Source organism: Saccharomonospora halophila 8, from assembly GCF_000383775.1.
Lineage (GTDB): Bacteria > Actinomycetota > Actinomycetes > Mycobacteriales > Pseudonocardiaceae > Saccharomonospora > Saccharomonospora halophila.
Genome location: NZ_KB912577.1, coordinates 23,323 through 46,676, shown reverse-complemented (window position 1 = coordinate 46,676; position 23,354 = coordinate 23,323). Strand labels below are relative to the sequence as shown.

21 protein-coding genes are annotated in these 23,354 nt (G+C 69.6%); 11 read left to right on the top strand and 10 right to left on the bottom strand.

Annotation, left to right across the window (positions count from 1 at the left end):
* The 5 genes from SACHA_RS25735 to SACHA_RS0117145 all read left to right on the top strand — a co-directional run.
* Window positions 1–1,345 (top strand): beta-ketoacyl reductase (locus SACHA_RS25735; RefSeq protein WP_039739559.1); only part of this gene is annotated, 1,345 nt, incomplete at its 5' end.
* Window positions 1,342–2,004 (top strand): O-methyltransferase, encoded by a 663-nt coding sequence (locus SACHA_RS0117160; protein ID WP_039739556.1) that lies wholly within the window; start codon window positions 1,342–1,344, stop codon window positions 2,002–2,004. The genes SACHA_RS25735 and SACHA_RS0117160, both read left to right, overlap by 4 nt.
* Window positions 2,001–2,729 (top strand): DUF899 domain-containing protein, encoded by a 729-nt coding sequence (locus SACHA_RS0117155; RefSeq protein ID WP_019811752.1) that lies wholly within the window; start codon window positions 2,001–2,003, stop codon window positions 2,727–2,729. Before SACHA_RS0117160 ends, SACHA_RS0117155 begins: the two co-directional genes overlap by 4 nt.
* 40 nt (window positions 2,730–2,769) lie before the next feature.
* A complete protein-coding gene (locus tag SACHA_RS0117150) occupies window positions 2,770–4,350 on the top strand; it encodes a 4-hydroxyphenylacetate 3-hydroxylase family protein (protein ID WP_019811750.1) in 1,581 nt (526 codons plus the stop codon).
* Between the two features lie 42 nt (window positions 4,351–4,392).
* Entirely contained in the window at window positions 4,393–5,193 is an 801-nt protein-coding gene (locus tag SACHA_RS0117145) for an alpha/beta fold hydrolase (RefSeq protein ID WP_232211911.1), read from the top strand.
* A 63-nt stretch (window positions 5,194–5,256) separates the two neighbouring features.
* Here the strand turns inward: SACHA_RS0117145 and SACHA_RS22800 are convergent, their stop codons facing one another.
* From SACHA_RS22800 to SACHA_RS0117110, 7 genes are all read right to left on the bottom strand, one after another.
* Window positions 5,257–5,547: an acyl carrier protein gene (locus tag SACHA_RS22800; protein WP_019811747.1), complete on the bottom strand. Its 291-nt coding sequence runs from the start codon at window positions 5,545–5,547 to the stop codon at window positions 5,257–5,259.
* Window positions 5,548–5,607: 60 nt separating this feature from the next.
* Entirely contained in the window at window positions 5,608–7,011 is a 1,404-nt protein-coding gene (locus SACHA_RS22795; RefSeq protein ID WP_019811745.1) for a condensation domain-containing protein, read from the bottom strand.
* 75 nt (window positions 7,012–7,086) lie between these two features.
* Window positions 7,087–7,299 carry an MbtH family protein gene (locus SACHA_RS0117130; protein ID WP_019811744.1) on the bottom strand — a complete coding sequence of 71 codons (213 nt, stop codon included), beginning with the start codon at window positions 7,297–7,299 and terminating at the stop codon, window positions 7,087–7,089.
* A 146-nt stretch (window positions 7,300–7,445) separates the two neighbouring features.
* Window positions 7,446–9,227, bottom strand: coding sequence for a non-ribosomal peptide synthetase (locus tag SACHA_RS0117125; protein WP_232211910.1), 1,782 nt, complete (start codon window positions 9,225–9,227; stop codon window positions 7,446–7,448).
* 117 nt (window positions 9,228–9,344) lie between these two features.
* Window positions 9,345–10,547, bottom strand: coding sequence for a cytochrome P450 (locus tag SACHA_RS0117120; protein ID WP_019811742.1), 1,203 nt, complete (start codon window positions 10,545–10,547; stop codon window positions 9,345–9,347).
* 417 nt (window positions 10,548–10,964) lie between these two features.
* The gene (locus SACHA_RS0117115) at window positions 10,965–11,255 is read right to left on the bottom strand and encodes a putative quinol monooxygenase (protein ID WP_019811741.1); all 291 of its coding nucleotides are present in this window, start codon (window positions 11,253–11,255) and stop codon (window positions 10,965–10,967) included.
* Between the two features lie 201 nt (window positions 11,256–11,456).
* On the bottom strand, window positions 11,457–13,037 hold the full coding sequence (locus SACHA_RS0117110; RefSeq protein ID WP_028663289.1) for an MFS transporter: 1,581 nt from the start codon (window positions 13,035–13,037) through the stop codon (window positions 11,457–11,459).
* A 216-nt stretch (window positions 13,038–13,253) separates the two neighbouring features.
* Here SACHA_RS0117110 and SACHA_RS0117105 point away from each other — a divergent pair, with 216 nt between their 5' ends.
* Complete coding sequence (locus SACHA_RS0117105; RefSeq protein WP_028663288.1) at window positions 13,254–14,237, top strand: sigma-70 family RNA polymerase sigma factor; 984 nt, start codon at window positions 13,254–13,256, stop codon at window positions 14,235–14,237.
* A gap of 25 nt (window positions 14,238–14,262) precedes the next feature.
* Here the strand turns inward: SACHA_RS0117105 and SACHA_RS0117100 are convergent, their stop codons facing one another.
* From SACHA_RS0117100 to pdhA, 3 genes are read right to left on the bottom strand one after another with little or no spacing between them, the layout of a single operon-like run.
* Complete coding sequence (locus tag SACHA_RS0117100) at window positions 14,263–15,297, bottom strand: dihydrolipoamide acetyltransferase family protein (protein WP_019811738.1); 1,035 nt, start codon at window positions 15,295–15,297, stop codon at window positions 14,263–14,265.
* The gene (locus SACHA_RS0117095; RefSeq protein ID WP_019811737.1) at window positions 15,294–16,280 is read right to left on the bottom strand and encodes an alpha-ketoacid dehydrogenase subunit beta; all 987 of its coding nucleotides are present in this window, start codon (window positions 16,278–16,280) and stop codon (window positions 15,294–15,296) included. Before SACHA_RS0117095 ends, SACHA_RS0117100 begins: the two co-directional genes overlap by 4 nt.
* Window positions 16,274–17,392 carry a pyruvate dehydrogenase (acetyl-transferring) E1 component subunit alpha gene (pdhA, locus tag SACHA_RS0117090; protein WP_019811736.1) on the bottom strand — a complete coding sequence of 373 codons (1,119 nt, stop codon included), beginning with the start codon at window positions 17,390–17,392 and terminating at the stop codon, window positions 16,274–16,276. The genes SACHA_RS0117095 and pdhA overlap by 7 nt, the downstream gene beginning before the upstream one ends.
* Before the next feature lie 427 nt (window positions 17,393–17,819).
* Here pdhA and SACHA_RS0117085 point away from each other — a divergent pair, with 427 nt between their 5' ends.
* The 5 genes from SACHA_RS0117085 to SACHA_RS22790 all read left to right on the top strand — a co-directional run.
* Window positions 17,820–18,974: an epoxide hydrolase family protein gene (locus SACHA_RS0117085; RefSeq protein WP_028663287.1), complete on the top strand. Its 1,155-nt coding sequence runs from the start codon at window positions 17,820–17,822 to the stop codon at window positions 18,972–18,974.
* Complete coding sequence (locus tag SACHA_RS0117080; protein ID WP_019811733.1) at window positions 18,971–20,302, top strand: cytochrome P450 family protein; 1,332 nt, start codon at window positions 18,971–18,973, stop codon at window positions 20,300–20,302. The genes SACHA_RS0117085 and SACHA_RS0117080 overlap by 4 nt, the downstream gene beginning before the upstream one ends.
* 66 nt (window positions 20,303–20,368) lie before the next feature.
* Entirely contained in the window at window positions 20,369–21,559 is a 1,191-nt protein-coding gene (locus SACHA_RS0117075) for an acyl-CoA dehydrogenase family protein (RefSeq protein WP_019811732.1), read from the top strand.
* Between the two features lie 30 nt (window positions 21,560–21,589).
* Window positions 21,590–21,991, top strand: coding sequence for an SgcJ/EcaC family oxidoreductase (locus SACHA_RS0117070; RefSeq protein ID WP_019811731.1), 402 nt, complete (start codon window positions 21,590–21,592; stop codon window positions 21,989–21,991).
* 9 nt (window positions 21,992–22,000) lie between these two features.
* On the top strand, window positions 22,001–23,354 hold a 1,354-nt coding region (locus tag SACHA_RS22790; RefSeq protein ID WP_051110270.1), incomplete at its 3' end, for an FAD-dependent oxidoreductase.

Below are 23,354 nucleotides of genomic sequence, written 5' to 3'. Positions count from 1 at the left end.
CCGGTCCGGCCTGGCGCACGCGCCGATCTGGGGCCTGGTCCGCGCCCGCAACGCGGAGCCCGGCGGGCCGGACACCACCGTCGTCGACGTCCCCGACCACGAACGGTCCTGGGCCCGGCTGCTGCCCGGCCTGCTGGCGGCCGACGTCCCCGATGACGTGGTCACCATCCGGGACGGTTCCCCTTCGGTGGCCAGGCTGGTCCCGTCGGCGGCACGCTCACGGACCGCCCCGCACCGGTGCCGCCGGGACGGCACGTACCTGGTCACCGGCGGGCTCGGCGACCTGGGGCTGGCCGCCGCGTGGGAACTGGTGGCGCGCGGTGCCCGGAGGATCGTACTGGCCGACGACCGGCCCTTCCCGCCCCGGAGCGAATGGTCGCGCACGGCCGATCCGGTCCTCCGGCGGCGGATCGAGATGATCCACGCGATCGAGGAGCGGGGAACCGCCGTCCGGGTGCACAACGCCGCTGTCCCGGCGCTCGCGCCCGATCGTCTCGATCTGCCCCCGGTCCGCGGAGTGGTGCACGCGGAAGATCCCCCCTCGGAAGGCGTGCTCGCGGACACCGTTCCGCGGGTCGTCCACAGTGCCGTGCATCTGCACACGCTCTTTCCGCCGGGCACGCTCGACTTCCTCGTCCTGTACACCCGGGCCGGTGCGTGGGCGGGAAGTCCCGGAGAGACCGGGGCGGCCGTCGCGGGCGCCGTGTACGAAGCGGTGGCCGGACTGCGCGCGAGCTCCGGGGCCGACGATGCGACCGTGCTGCACCGGGTGCCGGGGCCGGAGCCGGGCACAACGGGACCGGCCGGGTGCGGGGTGACGGTCGAGGAGGCGGTGACCGCCTGGGAGCAGGCGGACCGGTGCGGGATCAAAGTCGGGGCCGTGTTGCGGAGCGCGGCGGTGGCCGGAACGACCGGTGTCCCGCCGATTCTCGGCGAGGTCGCGGAGTCCGGCCGGATCGACGCGGAATCCGGGGACCGTGAGGTCGGTACCCATGCCGATCTGCCGCCCGGAGAGTTCCGCGAGTACGTGCTGCGGGAGGTGGGTGCGGAGATCGCGGGGGAGATGCGGCTGGCCGAGACCAGCCTGGACCATCGCCGTCCGCTGGTTGAGCAGGGCCTCGACTCGGTGATGAGTGTGATCGTGCGCCGCCGTCTGGAGCGGCGGTTCGGGTGCCCGCTCCCGGCGACCCTGCTGTGGCAGCAGCCGACCGTCACGGCTGTCGCCGACCACCTGGTGGGGCTGCTGCGTCCGGGCGGACGGGACGGGCCACGGGACACGACCACTGTGGGTGCGGCGGGAGAGCCGGCCCGACTCACCACGACGACCACCCGGGTGGGCCGATGAGACTTGAGCTGACCATGACAGAGGCGTTGCAGGAATACCTGACCGCCGTGTCGCCGCCGGAACCCGAGGCCCTGCGCCCGCTGCGGGAGGAGACCGGTTTCCTGGGCGCGCACCTGATGCAGGTTCCCCCGCAGGAGGCCCGGTTCCTGGCCACCCTGGTCCGGGCGATCGGCGCCCGTCGCACCCTGGAGGTCGGTGTCTTCACCGGATACAGCCTGCTCGCCACCGCGCTGGCGCTCCCTCCCGACGGCGAGGTCGTCGCGCTGGACATCAGTGAGGAGTGGACGTCGCTGGCGATGGCGCACTGCCGGCGCGCGGGCGTCGCCGACCGCATCGATCTGCGCCTCGGTGACGCCCGGGACACCCTCGCCGCTCTGGTCGGGGAAGCCGGTGCGGTGGGCTCGTTCGACTTCGCCTTCATCGACGCCGACAAGGAGGGTTACCCGGAGTACTTCGATCAGGCCTTGACCTTGCTCCGGCCCCGCGGCGTGATCGTGGTGGACAACGTGCTCTGGGGCGGGGCGGTGGCCGATCCGGAGGTGACCGACTCCGAGACGAACGCGGTCCGCGCGTTCAACGAGCGGATGCGCTCCGACGAGCGCGTCGATTACACGCTGCTCCCGCTGGCGGACGGGATGACCATAGCCGTCAAGCGATGACCACCGGATCCCGCACGTCGCTCGTGCGGGAGTCCGACAGTCCGCGGAACACACACCGGAAAGGAGAGATCGTGAGCCCGAGCAGAGCGGTGTCGCAGGAGGAATGGGCTGCCGCCCGGCAGGAACTCTACGAAAGGGAGGGGGAGCTGATCGCGAAACGGGACGCGGTGAGCGAGAAGCGCCGCGAGATGCCGTGGGTCCTGGTGGAGAAGGAGTACACCTTTGACACCGAGAACGGGAAGGTCCGGTTGGCGGACCTGTTCGACGGCAGACGACAGCTGATCGTGTACCACTTCATGGTTCCGCAGGAGAAGACCGGGAAGTTCTGCACCTCCTGTTCCTTCTGGATCGACAACATCGGGCATCTGGCCCACCTGTGGGCGCGGGACACCTCGTTGGTCGTGGACTGCCCCGTACCGCTGGAGGAGGGGCTCGCCTTCAAGGAGCGGATGGGCTGGTCGGTGCCGTGGGTCTCGTCCCAGGGCGCAGGGTTCTACGAGGACTTCTTCGTCACCTTCGGCGACGGGGAGCGCGTGCAGCCGGGCATCACCGTCTTCATCCGGGAGGACGATCGCGTCTACCGCACGTACTCGACGCTGATCACCGGCGGCGAGATGTTGAACTCCACCTACCACTACCTGGACCTGACCCCGCTGGGCAGGCAGGAGGAGGGACTCGCGTTCAAGCACGACTGGGTCCGCTACCACGACGAGTACGACAACTGACCCGGGCGGCGTGCGTTGACGGACACGGGATGGGAGAACTGTGGTCGAACAAGATCCGATCGAGCCGGCGGGGCGGTCGGGCCGGGCGACACGACCGCTCACCGGGGCGGAGTATCTGTCGAGTCTGCAGGACGGACGCGAGATCTATCTGTACGGTGAACGCGTCAAGGACGTCACCCGACACGCGGCATTCGCCAATCCGGCGCGGATGACCGCCCGGATGTACGACGCCCTGCACGACCCGGCCAAGCGGGGCGTGCTGACCCGGCCGACCGACACCGACAGCGACGGCGACACCCACTCGTTCTTCACCACTCCCTACAGTGTCGACGACCTGCTGGCCGATCAGCGGGCCATCGCCGAGTGGGCCCGCGTGAGCTACGGGTGGATGGGCCGTAGCCCCGACTACAAGGCCTCCTTCCTCGGCACACTGGGTGCCAACGCCGAGTTCTACGAGCCGTTCGCGGACAACGCCAGGCGCTGGTACCGGGAGTCCCAGGAGAAGGTGCTGTTCTGGAATCACGCGATCGTTCACCCGCCGGTCGACCGCAGCAGGCCGCCGGACGAGGTGTCCGACGTCTACGTGCACGTCGAACGGGAGACCGACGCCGGGCTGGTGGTCAGCGGTGCCAAGGTGGTGGCGACCGGTTCGGCGCTCACCCACTACAACTTCATCGCGCACTGGGGTTTGCCGATCAAGGACAAGCGGTTCGCCCTGGTGGCCACGGTCCCGATGTCCGCGCGTGGGGTCAAGCTGATCTGCCGCCAGTCCTACAGTGCCAGCGCCGCCGTCACCGGCGGGCCGTTCGACTACCCGCTGTCGTCCCGGCTGGACGAGAACGACACGATCTTCGTGATGGACCGGGTGCTCATCCCCTGGGAGAACGTGTTCATCTACGGCGATCTCGGGAAGGTCCGGCTCTTCACCGGACACTCCGGATTCAACGAACGGACCACGTTCCACGGTTGCATCCGGCTGGCGGTGAAGCTGGAGTTCCTCGCCGGCCTGCTGGCGAAGGCGCTGGAGATCACCGGAACCCGCGAGTTCCGCGGGATCGAGACCCGGCTGGGTGAGGTGCTCGCCTGGCGCAACCTGTTCTGGGGTCTCTCGGACGCCTCCGCCCGCAATCCGGTCCCGTGGAAGAACGGTGCTCTGCTGCCGAATCCGAACTACGGTATGGCGTACCGGTGGTTCATGCAGATGGCGTATTCCCGGATCCGGGAGATCGTCCTGCAGGACGTGGCGAGCGGGCTGATCTACGTCAATTCGAGTGCCGACGACTTCAAGAACCCCGATCTCCGTCCCTACCTGGACAAGTACCTCCGCGGGTCGAACGGAGTCGACGCGGTGGAGCGGACCAAGGTCATGAAGCTGCTCTGGGACGCGATCGGTACCGAGTTCGGCGGACGGCACGAACTCTACGAGCGCAATTACTCGGGCAATCACGAGAACGTCCGCATCGAATTGTTGAACGCGCAGATGGGCTCCGGTGAGATGGCCGGCTACCAGGAGTTCGTCGAGCGGTGTCTCGCCGAGTACGACCTGAACGGCTGGACGGTGCCGGATCTGTCGTCCCTCGACGACGTCGGCCACATCCGCGATGACCTGCACAGCGACTGACCCGCCGCGCGGACGGGCGGGGAACGACACCAACCGGGAGCGATGTTTATGCGCACAGTCACCTCTGCCGACGGGACACCGATCAGCTTCGACAAGTTCGGCGAGGGACCCCCGCTGATCCTGATCGAGGGAGCCTTGAACGACCTCGCGACCACTCTCCCGGTGGGCGCGCTGCTCTCCTCCCGCTTCACCGTGTTCGCCTACGACCGTCGGGGCCGTGGTGCCAGCGGAGACGTCCAGCCCTATTCGGTGGACCGCGAGATCGAGGATCTGGACGCGGTCCTGGCCGAGACCGGGAGCCCGCCGTACGTGTTCGGCAACTGTTCGGGTGGCGCGCTGGTCCTGGAGGCCGCGGCCCGGGGGCGCGAGTTCGAGGCCCTGGCGCTCTACGAGCCACCGTACTCGTTGCCCGCCGACCGGACCCTGCCGCCGCGGTACTCCTCCCGACTGGCGGCGCTGATCGGCGAGGACCGTCGCGGCGAGGCGCTGGAGCTGTTCATGAAGGGTTGCGCGGACCTGAGCGACGAGGACGTCGCGCAGGTCCGCGGATCGCCGATCTGGCCGTCCCTGGAGCTGCTGGCGCCCACGTTGGTGTACGACGACGCGTTGCTCGGGGACTGCTCCCTCCCGGTCGAGCGCCTCTCGACGGTGCGGACGCCGACCCTGGTCATCGACGGGGGAGACAGCCTGACGTGGACACGGAACGGCGTGCAGGCCCTGGTCGACGTTCTGCCGAACGGGCGGCGGCACACCCTGCCCGGGCACGATCACGTCCTCGTCCCGGATGCGGTCGCCCCGATCCTGGCGGACTACTTCACGGGTGCCCTCGCCCCGAACGGGTGAGACGGGAGCGGTAGGGGTGGCCCGCGGTCTCCGGTCCGCGGGCCACCCCCGCACGAGATCCCCTCACTCGGCCTCGTCCGGGGGCACCCGCGCGGCCGGGGGCGTGGTGAGCAGGCCCCGCACCATCGCGGTGATGCTCCGTGCGTCGCGGAAGTGCCTGAACTCGATCATCTCCGGGGGGATCGTGACCCCGAACTCCACTCGGATGAAGGTGAGCAGGCGGGCGGTGCGCACCGAGTCCAGCAGCCCGTTCTCCAACAGCGGTGTCCTGTCGTCGATCGCCGAGGGAGCGTCCGCGCACAGGGTGTCGCGGAGGAACACGGTGAGTCGGGCGGCGATGGTGTCGGCCGGCATGCTACCCCCGTTCGGGATCGGCCTCCCGGCCCGGACGGAGGACGTCCGGGCCGGGGGAACTCAACCTTCGTCGACGACCGCGTGCGTCGCCGTGTCCGGCGCGGTGACGAGCGTGTGCAGCAGGGTGTGGAACCGGGCCGCCCACCGGGCGGGGGTGGCGGGGTCCAGCTCGTTGCCGTCGTAGCGCAGGTTGCCGTACGTCCCGTCGGTCTGATCGATTTCGAGGGTGCACAGCGTGCCGTCCGGGATGTCGGATCCGACCGGTTGCGAGAGCGTCCGACGCCGGATCTCGGTGAAGCTCAGGGCGCCCATGCGCCCGCCGTTCACGTTCGGGTACTGGAACGTCTGGAACGCGCACACCGTCGCACCGACGTCGCTGAAGGTGGACATGAGCTCGGGGGCCTCCCGCAGGACGAAGGCGAACGGGATCTCGTGGGTCTGTGCCTCGAGACAGGTGCGCCGGGTCGCGGCGAACACGTCGCGCAGTGTGCCGCAGTGCGAGAGATCCGTGCGCAGCGGCACGAAATTGAAGAACGGCCCGACCGTGCTCTCGAAATCGGGGTGGTCGCGACCGAAGGTGAGCGTCGGGATCACCACGTCCGGACTCTCCGTCAACTGCCACATCAGCATGTTCTGTGCGGTCATCGCGACGATGAACGGGGAGCTGCGGTGGGTGCGGGCGAAGTCGAGGACGGCGGCGGTGAGGTCGGCGTCGATCCGGAAGCGGTGCACCGCGGTGACCCGGTCCGCGTCCGGCACCCTGGGGCGGTCGTTGGGCAGCCCGAGCATCCGTGCGCCGGCCAGCTTGTCCCGCCAGTAATCGGTGGCCTCCGTGAGGACGGCCGGGGTGAGGTGTCCGCGGTGCCAGGCCGTGTGCTCCCGGTACTGGGGGACGGGGTCCAGCGCGGGCTCCGCACCGGCGTCGCGGGCGGTGTAGCACGCCGACAGGTCGCGCATCAGCAACTCCATCGACCAGCCGTCGATCGCCACGTGATGCGCGACCAGTGCGAGCACCCAGTCGTCCTCGGCCAGGCGGCCGAGCACGACACGGAGGTGGGGCATCTGCCGGACGCTGAGTTCCTCGGTCTCCAGCCGGTTGAGGAACTCCTCCGCCACGCGCTCGCGTTCCGGTGCGGCCGCGCCGGGAATCGCGTCCGGCCCGGCCAGCTCGTCGACCCGGACCTCCGGTGTGGACGGGGCTCGTACCTCCTGCCGGGGTGGATCGCTGTCCGGCACGATGACCGTCCGCAGCGCCTCGTGCCGTTCGACCACGTCGAACAGTGCCCTGCTGAGGACGTCGATATCGAGCTCTCCGGCCAGCCGCCAGCCACGGACGGTGTGGTAGCGGGGGCCGAACGGTCCGCTCTCTTCCCCGGTGCCGAACATGCGGAGGAAATCCTGCGTGAACGACAGTGGGCCGGTTCCGAGAACGGCTGAGGTCTGCCCGACCGGCGAGGTATCCATGGCGGCCACCCTTCTTGTCGTGGAGGTGAACCCTTCCGGGGAAGGGTGAACGGGGAGAGGTCCGGCGGGTGGCGCCTACGGCTCGCTCAGCCGGGCGACGAGTCCGCGGGGACGTGAATCGGTCCAGTGCTGCGCGAGGTAGCGGCCGCACCCGGCCCGGTCCCGCGGGCCGAACACCGACGTCCAGCCCCGCGGAACGGGGACCGACGCGGGCCAGAGTGCGTACTGTTCCTCCGGGTTGACGACCACCAGGAAGAAGCCGTCGTTGTCGTCGAACGGATTGGCCATCGCGGGGACTCCTCGGGATCCGTCGTGTTCCGGAGCTGTGTTGTGGTGTCGACGCTGTCCGCACGGGCCGTGTCGTCCCGCCCCGGACAGGTCCACTCGACCGGACCGGACGGGCCGGACGAGGAGGAGCGATCGCGGGCAGCCACTCAGGATGCGTTGACGGTGGCCGGCCCGGCAGCGGTCCCGGTCCGTTCCCGCTCGATCCGGTGAGCGAGCAGGGCGGGGGTCGGGTTGTCGTAGAGGACGTCGATCGACACCCGGACCCCGGTGTGCTGCTCGATACGCGCGAGGATCCGGATCGCCTGCATCGACTGCCCGGACAGGTCGAAGAAGTTGTCGTCGACCTCCATCGATTCGTGGCCGAGGATCTCGGCGAAGAGGGTGCGGAGAAACTCCCGCGTGTCGGTGTCCGATGTGTCCGCGACCTCGTCGCCCGTGGACGGAAGCGGCAACGCGGCTCGGTCGATCTTCCCGTTGGCGGTCGTCGGGAGCGCGTCCAGCGAGAGGATCGCCGCGGGAACCATGTAGTCCGGGAGATGCCGGGACGCGAACTCGTGGAGATCGTCCGGATCGGTGCCGGCATGCGGCACCACATAGGCGATGAGCCGCTTGTCCCCCTCCTCGACCTCGCGTGGGACCACCGCGGCATGACGCACCCGGGGGTGCGTGGCCAGCAACGCCTCGACCTCGGCGGGTTCGACCCGGAAACCGCGGATCTTGATCTGGTCATCCGCCCGGCCCAGCAGTTCGAGCTGCCCGTCGGCGGTCCAGCGGCCCAGATCGCCGGTACGGTACATACGCCGGCCTGCGCCGGTGAACGGGTCCGGTACGAACCGTTCGGCCGTCTGATCCGGGCGCGCCAGATAGCCGCGGGCGACCCCGTCTCCCGCGATGTAGATCTCGCCCTCCGTACCCCCGGGAACCTGCCGCAACTCCCGGTCGAGCAGGTACACGCGCCGGTTCTCCAGCGGACGCCCGACGGGCACGGACCCGCCCGCCCGGTACGGGGCGGTGATCGGTGAACTGGTGACGAACAGCGCCGTCTCGGTCGCGCCGTACATGGCCCGGACCACGAGGTCGGGACAGGCGTCGAGCACGCGCGCCACGGCGCTGGAGGAGATCAGGTCGCCCCCGGTCATCACCTCGCGCAGGGGTGCCAGTGCGTGCGGTGCCTCCTCCGCGACGACCCGGAACAGACCGGCGGTGAGATGCACGACGGTGACCTTCTCGCGCTCGATCACCTCGGCCAGGTCGGTGAGCTGAATGTCCTCGCCGGGGTACTGCACGATCCGGCCGCCGTGCAGAAGTGGGACCCACAGCTCGAAGGTGGACATGCTGAAGGCGATCGGCGACACCATCAGACAGCGTTCGTACACGTCGCGATCCCACAGTGGGTCCAGCGCCAGGCTGAGTACATTGTGGTGGGTGACGGCGACTCCCTTGGGCTCGCCCGTCGAGCCCGAGGTGAACAGGACGTACGCGAGCTGGTCCGGGTCGCCGGGACCGGGAAGGACCGCGTCGCCGTCGCGGTCCGGCGAGGCGAGGACGACGTCCCGGACGCCGTGCGGCACGTCCTCGCGTCGGGTCTCCTCGTCCACCAGGAGTAAGGGGTCGTCGAACAGATCGGTGATCCGCTGCCTGCGCTCCGCCGGATGGGCGGAGTGCAGGGGGACGTAGTACGAGCCGGCCTTCAGCACGGCCAGGATCGCGACGACGAGATCGGGGGATCGGCGCATCAGCAACACGACCGGCTTCTCGGGACCCGCGCCGAGCCCGACCAGGTGGCGCGCGAGCCGGTCGGAGCGCGTGTCGAGCTCCCGGTATGTGATCGTATCGCCGTTGTGCCTCAGCGCCGTCGCCTCCGGGGTGCGAGCGGCCTGATCGGCGAACCGCGCCGGTATGGAGGTGAAGTCCATGAAAAGGTCCAATCTGCGCGTGTGGAGAGCCGTCTACTGTTCCGCTGCGCCGGAGGCGAGCGAGGTCGGTCGCCCTCGGCGGGCGTGCCGGGTTCGCGTGTCCAGCGGGGCCGTGCCTGCCGAAACGGCTCAGGTGGGCCAGCGCAGACGTAGTTCGTCGAGTGTCCAGATCATGCTGGCCCGCTCCCGGGGTGTTTCCACCAGTTCGTACTGGGGGATCCGGCGGTGCCACTCTTCGAGCAGGATCGTCATCTCCTGTCGGGCCAGGTGTGCACCGACGCAGGTGTGTCTGCCCGCGCCGAACGAGAGGTGCCGGGTCTCCGGGCGGTCCAGGTCGACCTCGGTCGGGTGCGGATACGCCTGCTCGTCGCGGCCCGCCGAAGCCAGTGAGAACACGGCGACGTCACCCGCCTTCACCGGACAGCCGTGAAAGTCGGTGTGCGCGGTGGCCTTGCGGGTCGGCGTGGCGATCGGGTAGACGCGCATGCTCTCTTCCACCATCCGCGGCACGAGCGCCGGCTCGTGCACGATCCGGCGTCGGTCCCCGGGATGGGTGGCGAGGTGGTACATGGTCCAGGTCAACTGACTGGCGGTGGTTTCCAGAGCCGCGCCCAGCACGGTGAGCAGGCAGTTGGTCAGCTCCTCCTCGGACGGCCGCGCCCCGTCGATCTCCCATCGGGCCGCGGCCGAGACGATGTCGTGGCGGTCCGGGTCCGGGTGGGCTCGGCGGTGTGCGAGCAACTCCGCGAAGTAGGCGGTCATCTCCGCGGCGGCGGCCGTCTGGATCTCGCGTGCCCGCTCCGCGTCGTCGTCCCGGAAATGCAGGCCGTCGGTCCACTCCAAAAACTTCCCGAGGTCCTCCCGCGCCACTCCCATGATCGGGCGGAACACCGTCGACGTGAACACCTTCGCGACCTCGGAAAGGTATTCGCACCCGCCGCGGCCCCGCAGGTCGTCGACCAGTGCGGTCGCGATCGAGCGTTGCTCGTCCCGCAGTGCTCGTACCCTGCTCGGTGTGAACCACTCACCGAGCAGACGACGCCATTTCGTGTGCTGGTCACCGTCGAGCTGAATCGGCACCATGACGTGCTCGGGCTCGGGATCGAACGGGAACACGACCGAGCTGGACCACAGGTCGGCCTGCCGGAGCCCGTCCCGCACCGCACCGTGATCGGTGAAAACCCAATAGTGCCCGGCGTCTTCGGTACGCATCGCGGGGCGGGCGTGGGCACGGTGCTCGTCCATCTCGTGGAACGCCGTCATGGCCGGAGCCGGGGGGCGCAGGGTGGTGTAGTCACGGACCGGGCAGTCGGCGTGGTCGGAAGATCCCAATGGTCGTCACCTCTTCCTCGGCTTCGGGTCGAGGGTAGGACCGATCGGATGCGCCGGGCATACGTGATCGTGCGGTGTGGAGTGTGTGGTGTGCGGTCCCGTGGTGGCTCACCACGGGACCGCCGGTCGCCGGGCGGCGTGGTGGTTCGCGGCGGCATCGCCGAACGCTCCCGGGGAGTGCGGGACGAGCCGCGACGGCGACACGGATCGTCCCGCACTCGTTCCGGGAAACCACAGGGAGGGAACGCGCGGATCCCGGAAAACGGGCGTCCGCGGCTCACTCCTCCACGCAGGCCGAATCGCACTGCGTCCGGCGGCCGGAATGCCTCGATGATTCGCGTTCGGAGTCCCGTCCGGTGACATCCGCGTTCACGGGAGTGTCGTCCGATACGCCGATACGATTTCGATCGACGTGGCTCATCCGAAAGGGGGCCGCATGTCCGCCACGCTGTATTCCATCACATTGGCGTCCTTGATGGCGATCTCCGTGTTCGGGGCGTTGGCGACCGCGCGCCACTCCTCAAGCTGCTCGCGGGACTCCCAGCGCTCGAAGTTGTAGATCCGGTCGCGGTTGAGCGGGTCGGGAGTGATGGCGAGGTCGAGGCACCCCGGTGCCTGTCGGCCCCTGCGGAGGAGATCCTCGTGGGCGGTGATGAAGGCGTCGCGTTGTTCGGGGTCGACTTCCAGGTAACCAGCGATGATCAGCATGCCGCGATCGTACAACGAGAAAGGTTTTCCTACAATCGAGAACGCCCACTCGGGGACGTCCCGCCCCGGTGCGCGCGGTCGCCATCGGCGGAATGGGCGGAGTAAATCGGCACATTCCGCCGATGGCACGCGTGACGCTTGTCGGAACGGGGGCTTTCCACGCCGCGATTCAGCGGTGTGCGCTCGCGCGCACCGGGGAACTCAGTCGAGCTCCTGCTGCGGGACGTGCGCGGAGTCGGCGTCGTGGGTCTCCTCCTCCCGGGTGGCCTCGGATCGGCCCGCCGGATCCACGTCCCGGAGCGATTTGGCGGCGACGAACGCGAGGATCAGGAACACCGCGCCGCCGACGAGGGCGCTGACGGTGAGCGCGCCGGTGAACGCCTCGTGTGCGGCGTCGAGCAGTTGTCCGCCCTGCCCCGCCGGGAGATCGTCGGCGGCGGAGGTGGCATCGGCGAGACTGACGCGGGCCGTGTCCGCGGTGTCCCCGGCGACTCCCCCGGGGACGCTGATCCGACTCTGGTAGGCGGCCGTGGCGATGGCGCCGAACGCGGCGATCCCCAGCGCGGCGCCGAGCTGGTTGCTGGTTTCGGACATCGACGCCGCGGACCCGGCCTTGTCCGGTTCGACGGAGCCGACCACCAACCCCGTACCCAGGGCGATCGCGGGTCCGGCTCCGAGATAGATCAGCACGATCCCCGGGATGAGTGCCGGCATCCCCGTGCCCGGTCCGACCAGTGTGAGCAGGACGAACCCGACGACCGACAGTGCGAGTCCGCCCCCGATGGCACCGCGCGGACGCACCTTCTCCGCGACCTTGGGCGCCACCATCGCACCGATGCCGATGGATGCACCGACGGGGATCAGCCACAGGCCGGTCGCCATCGGGGAATGTCCCTCGACCAGCTGGACGTACTGGCTGACCGGCAGGAAGATGCCCGCCAGACCGGCTCCGGCGATCAACATGATGCCCAGGGCAGCGCTGAACCTGGGGTTGGCGAACAGCCGCAGGTCGAGCAGCGGGGACGTCAGTCGGCGCTGCCGGAGCCCGAACACCACGCCGAAGGCCACGCCGGTCACGACAGCGGCGACGGGCAGTGGGTCGACGCCGGAACGAGCCAGCTCCTTGACGCCGTAGATGACCGGCAGCAGTGCGGCCAACGACAGTGCGACGCTGGTGAGGTCGAGGCGGCCTGCGTTCGTGTCGCGGTACTCGGGCAACAGGAACGGCCCCGCGATCAGCAGCAGCGCCATGATCGGTACGGCGACCAGGAAGACCGCGCCCCAGCCGAAGCTCTGGAGCAGCACTCCGCCGACGACCGGGCCGAGGGCACCACCGGCCTGCAGACAACTGGCCCACAGCGCGATGGCCACGCCCTGCTGTTTGGGGTCGCGGAACATGTTGCTGATCAACGCCAGGGTGGAGGGCATCAGGGTCGCCCCCGCGACTCCCATGATCGCCCTGGTCGCGATCAGCATCTCGGCACTGGTGGAGTAGGCGGCCAGGGCCGAGGCCGCGGCGAACGCCACGGCGCCGACGAAGAGCAGTTTCCGGCGCCCGATGCGGTCACCGAGAGTGCCCATCGTGACCAGGAAGCCGGCCAGCAGGAACGAGTAGATGTCCAGGATCCACAACTGCTGGGTCGCGTTCGCCCCCAGGTCGGTACTCAGGTGTGGCAGAGCGACGTAGAGCACGCTGATGTCCATCGACAACAGCACGGTGGGCAGCGTCAACACCGCAAGCCCGGCCCACTCCCGACGCCCCGCCGGCGCGGTCGATTGCATGGAGTTCCTTTCGTGGTCGGTCGGGTCCCGCCATACCGACAACGCGGACGCCGGAAAGTCGTCGGGATCGCCGAGTTTTTTTGGTTCCACCGTTCCGGGAGCGGTCGGCCCGGGCCCGGCCGGACGGACACACCCGTGCGGGTCTGGACATCGGCACCGTCGCCGTGAGTAAGATGTCGCTGAGCTGTGGTCGAAGCAGGAGGGCAGCGCCGCGCGATGACAGTGGACAGCGCGCTCGACGAGGACTTCTTCCGGCTGGATGACCCGTTCCGGCGCGAGTTGTTCACACACTGTTACCGGATGGTGGGCTCGGTTCAGGACGCGGAGGACCTGGTCCAGGAGACCTACGTGCGGGCGTGGAAGGCCTACGATCGCTTCGAGGGGCGTTCGTCCCTGCGGACCTGGCTCTACCGGATCGCCACCACGACCTGCCTGAACGCGATGCGGTCCCGCGAACGCCGACCGCTGCCGGTCGACCTCAGTGGTCCGGCGGCCCAGCTCGCCGACCCCGGCTCCGCCCGGCCGGACCTGCCCTGGCTGCAACCGCTCCCGGACGCGTTCCTGGCGGACACCACCGACCCGGCCACCATCGTCTCGACCCGCGAGAGCGTCCGGCTCGCCTTCATCGCCGCCCTGCAGCGCCTGCCCCCGCGGCAACGTGCGGTGCTGCTCCTCCGCGACGTACTGGGCTGGCGGGCCGCCGAGGTCGCCGACCTCCTGGAGACCACCGCCACGGCGGTGCACAGCAGCCTGCGGCGGGCCCGTGCCCACCTGGAACAGGTCGGACCCAGTCGTGAGCACGCCGCCGAGCCTTCCGCGGCCACCCAGCGAGCCCTGGTGGACCGCTACGTCACCGCCTTCGAGAACCACGACATCAGCACGCTCGTGGAATTGTTCACCACCGACGTCACCTGGGAGATGCCACCGCAGACCACCTGGTACCGGGGAGCGTCGATGATCGACTGGCACCTCCGGACCCAGTGCCCGGCCGCCCCCGGCGACGTCCGGCTCGTCCCGGCCGGGGCGAACGGCCAGCCCGCCTTCGCCACCTATCGCCGCGAGCGTGCCGGGGGTCCGCACCGGATCACCTGTCTGCAGGTGCTCACTCTCGCCGACGCGCACATCAGCAGGGTCGTGACCTTCGCCGATTCCCGGTTGTTCAACGCCTTCGAGCTCCCGCAGGTGCTCGGGGAGCGGTGACGCCGACCGGCGCGCGGTGTCGGGGTCACTGGTCCGGATCTTCCAACCGGTCCCCGATGTCCCGCAGTACGGACGAAGCGAGTTCACCGTCCACGATCCGATGATCGCAGGACAGGACGAGTGTGGTCACCGGACGGAGGGTGAGTTCGTCCCGGTGGACCCACGGCAGTTTCCTGATCCGGCCGAGTGCCAGGGCCGCCGACTCGCCCGGGGAGAGAATCGGGGTGCCCGCGTCCACACCGCGGGGTCCGGCGTTGGTGAGTGTGACCGTGCCACCGGCGAGGTCCTCCGGAGAGGTCGTGTGTGCCCGCGCTCGCGCGACGAGTTCCGGTATCGCACGGGCGAGTTCCGGCAGTGACCGCAGGTGAGCGTCTTTCACGTTGGGAACGGCCGGTCCGTGTTCGGTGGACACCGCGATGCCGAGATTCACGTAGCGTTTGACGACGATCTCGTGGTTGGCCCCGTCCCAGGACGCGTTGATCCACGGATACCGCTCGATCGTGCGCAGCAACGCGTGGGCGACCGGCAACAGCGGGGAGAGCGGCACCCCCGCGAAGTCCGTGTCGTCCCGCAGTTCGTCGAGTGCGCGCAGCATTCCGGTGGCGTCGATCTGGAGCCAGGCGGACATCTGCGGAATGTCCGCGGCCGACCGCGCCATCGCGGTCGCGGTGTGCTCGCGTTCCCCGCGGACCGGGACACGGTCCTCCGGACCGGCCTTCCGCGCCGAACGCCGGCGGGGTCGCCGCTTCGTCGTTGGCGGGCTCGCCCCGTACCCGACCAGCACGGGCACCGAATCCGGTGGGGCGTCCCCGGGGTCCTCGACCTCCACGGTGAACAGCGGGGTCCCGACCTCGGCCGTCGCCCCTTCCGGCACCAGCAGTTCCACGACGGTGCCCGCGAACGGGCAGGGCAGTTCCACGACCGCTTTCGCCGTTTCCAGCTCCGCGATCGGCTGGTTGGTCGTGACCGTGTCGCCCGGACGGACGCGCCAGCCGACGACCTCGCCGGAGACCAGTCCCTCACCGAGGTCGGGGAGGGTGAATTGCCGGAGTTGGGTCATGGTCGGCCCCCGAATGTGCGGTCCACGGCGTCGAGCACCCGGTCGAGATCGGGCAGATAGTGGTCCTCCAACCGCGACGGTGGGTACGGGGTGGAGAACCCGCCGACACGGAGTGGTGGCGCCACGAGCGTGCGGAAACACGTCTCGGTGATCCGGGCGGCGAGTTCCGCGCCGTAGCCGCCGGTCACCGAGGCCTCGTGCACGATGACACATCGCCGGGTCCTGCGCACCGACTCCAGTACGGTGGCCTCGTCGAGCGGGTTGAGTGACCGGAGGTCGACGACTTCGAGGGAACGGTCCTCGTGGGCGTCGGCCGCCTCCAGGCACACCCGCACCATGGGCCCGTACGCCAGCAGGGTGGCGTCCGTCCCGGGACGCACGATCTCGGCCTGTTCGAGGGGCACGGCCGCGACCGGGTCGCGCTGGATCACCGAGGTGTCCCAGTAACGCCGTTTCGGCTCGAAGAAGATCACGGGATCCGGGCAGGTGATCGCCTGTTGGATCATCGTGTAGGCGTCGGAAGGGTCCGCGCAGGTGACCACGCGCAGTCCCGCGGTGTGGGTGAAGTAGGCCTCGGGCGACTCACCGTGGTGCTCGGCAGCGCCGATACCGCCACCGAACGGGATCCGGATCACGACCGGAAGTTCCACCGCACCCCGTGTGCGGGTCCGCATCCTGGACAGTTGGGTGGTGATCTGATTGAAGGCGGGGAACACGAAGCCGTCGAACTGGATCTCGCAGACCGGGCGGTAGCCACGCAGCGCCAGCCCGATGGCCGTGCCCACGATGCCCGACTCGGCCAGCGGTGTGTCGATCACCCGTGTGGCCCCGAACGTCTTCTGCAATCCGTCGGTGACCCGGAAGACACCGCCGAGCATGCCGACATCCTCGCCCATGACCACGACACTCGGGTCGTCGGTCATCGCGCGCCGCAGGCCTTCGTTCAGGGCGCGGGACAGGGACACGGCCTCGGTCGTCACCATTGTCCGTCCTCGAAGGATTCGAGGTAGTCCGCGTACTCGGTGCGTTCGGTGTCCACCCGCGGATGCCCGGTCGCGTAGGCGTACTCCCAGATCTCGGCGACGTCCGGGTCGGGGAGCGTCCGGATGCGGTGGCGCAGGTCGACCACCACGGCCTCGGCCCGGGACTCGACGTCCTCGACGAACTCGCGGTCCGCGATCCCGCTCGCCGTCAGGTGCCTGCGTACTCGCTCGATCGGGTCCCGGGACCTCCACTCCTCGGTCTCGGCGGCCGGACGGTAGCGGGTGGGGTCATCCGTGGTGGTGTGCCCGCCCATCCGGTAGGTGAACGCCTCGATCAGGGTCGGACCGCGCCCGGCGCGCGCGTCGGCGAGTGCTTTCCGGGTCACCGCGAGGCAGGCGAGAACGTCGTTCCCGTCGACCCGGACGCCGGGGAATCCGAAGCCCTCGGCGCGCCGGTGGAGCGGGACGGTCGACTGTCTGTCCACCGGTACGGAGATCGCCCACTGGTTGTTCTGACAGAAGAACACGACCGGTGCCCGGTGTGCGGCGGCGAACACGAACGCCTCGTTGACGTCCCCCGCGCTGGTCGCACCGTCGCCGAAATAGGCGATCGCGGCGTCGTCCGTGCCGTCGCGCTGGATTCCCATCGCGTATCCGGTCGCGTGCAGGGTATGGCTACCGATCACGACGGAGTACGCCTGCACCCGGCTCCGGAGTGGGTCCCAGCCGCTGTGGTAGGCGCCGCGGAAATGGCCGAGAATACTGACCGGATCCACGCCACGGGACCAGGCGACCCCGTGCTCGCGATAGGTGGGGAAAGCCATGTCGCCCGCGGCGAGGGCCCGCGCGGACCCGATCTGGGCGGCTTCCTGACCGTGCATCGAGGCCCAGACCGCGAGTTCTCCCTGTCGTGCGAGCGCCAGTGCCTCGGTGTCCATCGCGCGGATGGTCACCAGGTCGCGGTAGATATCTGTGAGCTCGGCAGCGGTGAGTTCCAGTTCGTACCCGGGATGCTCGATCCGCTCACCGTCCGGGGAAAGCAGTTGGACGAATTCGGTGGGTGATTCTCCGAGGGCGTCCGGTGTGTCGCCGCGTGCGGTCCCGACGGTCATGATCCCACTCCGGTCCCCGACCCGACGACACCGCGGTGTACGCGGGTCCGAGACCCGCCGGCCGGGCGACCGTCGATCGGCTCGCCGTACGGCGACGCGGCCTTTTCCGGAATTCGGGCATCGGACGTGGACCGTGTTCGGACGGGGAAAGCACCCATGAGGAGACCAATCTGCGCGTGGCTGCGTCCCGGCGTGCCGGGCCGCCTTCTCGATCCGTCTGGCGACAGCGTGCGCCACCCGGTGGGGCACGGGCATCTCCCAACCTGCTCTCCGCCCGGCCGGGTCGTGCGTCGCTCCGGTACGGGTTTTCCGTCCCGCCCCGGGAACGCACGGAGAGAGATGTGCCGACGGCGCCGCGCGCACCATGATGCTCGCGGCAGGACGAACCCCGGCCCGCGCCACACCCGCCGGCACCGCGAGGGACACGATGAAGCCATTCACGATAGATATTCCACAGGAAGACCTCGACGACCTCCATTCCCGGCTGGAACGCACGCGCTGGCCCGATGAACTGCCCGGCGTCGGCTGGGAGCGGGGGGTGCCGGCGGACTACCTCCGCGAGCTGGTCGAATACTGGCGCACCGGTTTCGACTGGCGGGCCGAGGAGGAACGGCTCAACACCTTTCCCCAGTACATCACCGAAATCGACGGTACGCCCGTCCATTTCCTGCACCTCCGCTCGCCCGAGCCGGATGCCTTGCCGCTGCTCATCACACACGGATGGCCCGGCTCGGTGCGGGAGTTCCTCGACGTCGCCGGCCCGCTCACCGACCCACGCGCCTACGGCGGTGCGGCCGCCGACGCCTTCCACCTGGTCATCCCGTCGATCCCGGGCTACGGCTTCTCCCGGCCGCTGACCGGCCCCGGCTGGGACGTGGTCCGGATCGCCAATGCCTGGCACGAGCTGATGCGACGGCTGGGGTACTCCCGCTACGGTGCCCAGGGCGGCGACGCGGGTTCGCCGATCTCGCTGGCGCTGGGCGCGCTGCAGCCGGACCGGGTCGTCGGGGTGCACGTCAACATGCTGATGACGTTCCCCTCCGGTGACCCGGCCGAGGTCACCGGGCTGGACGAGACCGATCAGCAAAGGCTGGCTCTGCTCGACCGGTTCGACACCGAGCTCTCGGCCTACATGAAGCTGATGGCGACCAGGCCGCAGACGCTGGCGTACGCCCTGACCGACTCGCCGGTCGGGCAGTTGGCCTGGATCACCGAGAAGTTCCGGGAGTGGACCGGGTCGCGCGAGGTGCCGGAGGACGCGGTCGACCGTGACGCGATGCTGTCCATCGTCTCGATCTACTGGCTGACCGGGACCGCCGGATCGTCGGCGCACTTCTACTACGAAGGTGCCGCCGCGATGCGCGCGCTGGCGACGGGGGCACCGCCGCCCCCCACCCCGGTGCCGATCGGGGTCGCGGTGTTCCCGAATGACCTGTTCGTGCCGATCCGCTCGTTCGCCGAGCGGGATTACCCGTCCATCGTCCGGTGGACGGAGTTCGACGAGGGCGGGCACTTCGCGGCCCTGGAGCAGCCCGCCCGGTTCACCGACGACATCCGTTCCTTCTTCCGGGAGATTCGATGAGCAGCGACAACACGGCCGCCGACGGTCCGCGGACGACCGCCGCGGCGAGAGACTGCCCGGTCACGGGTGCGTCCGGGGAACGGACCCCCGGATGCCCGGTGCTCGACCCGACGGGCCGGGACCTGCACGGGGACACGGACGCGCTGCGCGCCGAGGGGCCGGCCGTCCAGGTCGAGCTCCCGGGCGGGGTACGTGCCTGGGCGGTCAACGAGCACGACACCATCAGGCGGCTGTTGACCGATCCGCGCGTCACGAAGAGCGCCCGCAACCACTGGCCCGCCTTCATCAACGGCGAGATCCCACCGGACTGGGAGATGATCAGCTGGGTCGCGATGGACAACATGGTCACCGCCCACGGGAAGGAACACGTCCGGTTGCGCCGGTTGGTGGGCAAGGCGTTCACCTCCCGCCGGACCGAGGCGATCCGGCCGCGCATCGTGGAGTTGACCGAGGAACTCGTCACCGCTCTGGAGGACGCCGAGCCCGGCGAGGTGGTCGATCTGCGGGAGCGGTTCGCCTACCCGCTTCCCGCACGACTCGTGGCCGACCTGATAGGCATGTCGGAAGCCGCCAGGGCGGAGACCGCGAAGGTGATCGACATGATGGTCGACACGACGGTCACCCCGGAGCAGGCCCAGGAGGTGCTTCTCGGCTGGCGGGGCGCGATGCAGGAGCTCATCGCCGAGAAGCGCCGGAACCCGGGTGAGGACATCACCAGCGACCTGGTCGCGGTGCGGGACGAGGACGGTTCCCGGCTCACCGAGGAGGAACTGACCGACACCATCTTCGCCATCCTCGGTGCGGGCTCGGAAACCACCATCAACTTCTTCGACAACGCCATCACGGCGTTACTGACCCACCCCGGACAACGTGCCCTCGTCCGCACGGGGGAGGTGAGTTGGGACGACGTCATCGACGAGACGCTGCGGGTCGAGTCGCCGTTGGCGAACCTGCCGCTGCGCTACGCCGTCGAGGACCTCGATCTGGGCGAGGTCACCATCCCGCGCGGAGATCCCATTCTGATCAACTACAGCGCCTACGGACGTGACCCCGGACTGCACGGCGAGTCCGCGGCCCGATTCGATCTGACCCGGCCGGACAAGGAACACCTGTCCTTCGGGAAGGGGCCACACTACTGCCTCGGAGCCGGGGTGGCCCGCCTGGTCGCGACGATCGGGCTGTCCACTCTGTTCGACCGCTTCCCGGACATGACGCTCGCGGTGGACGCGGCGGAACTGCGGCCGTTGGCGACTTTCATCATGAACGGCCACCAGGCGCTGCCGGTCCGCCTGCGTGCGCCGGAGACGGCCGACACCGGCGTGCGCTGATACGGCGCCCGATCTGTTCGACGCCCGATCTGTTCGACGTCCGATCCGTTCTCAAGGAGGAAACCCGTGCCGAATCCCGGAATCAATGCCCCGTCGAGCGACGATCTCGTACGCGCGGCGGCTTCGGCGGGACCGGTTCTGCGTGAACACGCGGCCTGGGCCGAGAAGAACCGCAGGCTGCACGACGACACGATCGCCGCGCTGTCCGAAGCCGGTGTCTTCCGGCTCCGGACCCCGGCCCGCTACGGCGGATACGAGGCGCCTGCCGCGACGCTGGTCGACGTGGCCACCGAGTTGGCTCGTGGGGACGCGGCGGCGGCGTGGACCGCCTCGGTGTACTGGATCCCGACCTGGATGGCGGGGCTGTTCCCGACGCAGGCGCAGGACGAGGTGTTCACCGGCCCGGACTCCCGCATCTGCGGCACACTCAGTCCGGGGGGTACCGCGGTCCCCACCGACGGGGGGATCGTGGTCAACGGCCGGTGGGGATTCATCTCCGGGTACTGGCACGCGGAGTGGCAGGAGATCATCGCCGTCCAGGTCGACCCGGACGGTGAGGCGGAGCCGATGCCGGTGATGGCGCTGGTCCCGACCGCGCAGCTGCGGGTCGTCGACGACTGGCACACCTCGGGTCTCCGGGGCACCGGCAGTGTCAGCACGGTCGCCGACGAGCTGTTCGTCCCGGCGCACCGGGTCGTTCCGCTCGGCGCGGTGCTGGAGGGCGCCGATCCCTCGGCTGACGCGGGTGCGGCCATGCATTCCGCGCCGCTGCTTCCGGTGGCGTCGGCGTCCTCGGTGGGGACCGCGATCGGTCTGGCACGGGGCGCCGTCGAGGCCTTCCTGCAGCGGATGCCCGACCGGAAGATCACCTATACCGGCTACGAGAGCCAGGCCGAGGCGCCGTTGACGCACCTGCAGGTGTCCGAGGCGACGATGAAGGCGGACGAGGCCGCCTTCCACGCGCACCGCCTCGCTTCCGATGTGGACACCAAGGTGGCCGCGGGAGATCCCTGGAAGGTCGCCGAGCGGGTCCGGGCCCGCGCCGACATGGGTGCGGCCGTACGGCTGGCGAAGGAGGTCGCCGATCTCGTCGGCTCGGCGAGCGGTGGGTCCTCGATCTACGAGGGCGTGCCGATCCAACGAATCGTCCGCGACATACACGCGATCAATCTGCACGCACTGATGCACCCGAACACCAACGCGGAACTCCACGGCCGGATCCTGTGCGGTCTCGAACCGGACACGCTGTACGTGTGAGCGATCGTTGCCGAACAGAGAGGAGAACACATGTCCACCGAGGTTCTGTCCGAACGGGATCGGGAAGCGGCGGCCGGACTGCCACGGCGTGTCGTCGAGGCCTGGGCGGAGCACGACGCGGACGCGTTCGCGGCGGTGTTCACCGAGGACGCGACGATGATTTTGCCCGGGCTGTACGTACGGGGACGCACCAACATCCGGGATTTCATGGCCCGGGCGTTCACCGAGCAGTTCAAGGGGACCCGCGTGACCGGGCAGCCGTTCCATGTGTCGGTACTGGGCCCGGACGTCGTCGTGCTGCTGACCGAAGGGGGCGTGATGGAGGAGGGCCAGACCGAGGTCTCGCCCGAGCGGGCCATCCGCGCCTCCTGGGTCGCGGTCCGGGACGACGGGCAGTGGCGGTTGGCCGCCTACCAGAACAGTCCGAAGTAGGAGTCGGTGATGGTGGCCAGAGTGGGGCAGCGGGCGATCGTGCTGGGCGGCAGCATCGCGGGGTTGCTCGCCGCCCGGGTGCTCGCCGACGCCTACGCGGACGTGACCGTTGTCGATCGGGACCGGTTGCTCGGGGTGAGCGCGACGCGCCGCGGCGTGCCGCAGGGCCGGCACGTGCACGGACTGCTCGCCCGCGGCCAGCAGATACTCGAAGAGTTGTTTCCCGGCTTCACCACGGAGGCGGTGAACGCCGGGGTTCCCACGGGTGACCTCGGAGGACTCCGGTGGTTCTTCAACGGGCGGCGGTTGGCGCCGGCCGAGACCGGGCTGACCTGCGTCTCCGCGACGCGTCCGGTACTGGAGAACCAGATACGGGAGCGGGTCGCCGGACTGCCGAACGTGACGATCCTGGAGCGTCACGACGTGCTCGGCCCCCTCACCACCCCGGATGGTGCCGCGCTGACCGGCGTGCGGGTGCGGGCGCCCGACGGTGACGCGGACCGGGAGATCGAGGGCGACCTGGTGGTCGATGCCACCGGGCGGGGGACCAGGACCCCGGTCTGGCTGGAGGAGCTGGGGTACGCGCGGCCCGCCGAGGAACGGATCCGGATCGACCTGACCTACACGACCCGGCATTACCGGCTGCGCGACGAGTCGAAGCTGAACGGAGATCTGTCGATCAATCCGGTGTCGACGCCCTCGCACCCCCGGGGAGCGTTCTTCTCGCGGATCGAGAACGGGCGGAGTGTGCTCTCCCTGACCGGGGTGCTGGGAGACCGTCCGCCCACCGACCCGGACGGTTTCCTGGAGTTCGTCCGTTCTCTGCCGGTGCCCGACGTGTACGAGGTGATCGAGGACGCGGAGCCGTTGGACGACCCGGTGTCCTTCCGTTACCCGGCCAGCGCCCGGCGCCGGTTCGAGTGGCTGGACCGGCTGCCGGAGCGACTGCTCGTACTCGGTGACGCGGCGTGCAGCTTCAATCCCGTGTACGGACAGGGCATGACCGTGGCGGCGCAGGAGGCGCTGACCCTGCGCCGGCATCTGGCCCGGGGCGTCGTCCCGGACCCGAAGGCGTTCCAACGGGACGTGGCCTCGGTGATCGACGCACCGTGGGACATCTCGGCCGGGGGTGACCTGAGCTTCCCGCAGGTGGAGGGGAAGCGCTCCGTCGCGACCCGGGTCAGCAACGCCTACATCGGTCGGATGCAGTCCGCGGCCACCAGGGACAGCGAGGTGACCCGTGCGTACATGCGGGTGGCCGGCCTGGTGGAGCCACCGCAGACGTTGATGCGACCGCGCATGCTGATGCGGGTGCTCGGCCGGGCGGGCCGCCCCGGCGGCGCACCGTCGTCGCCGGTGGCCG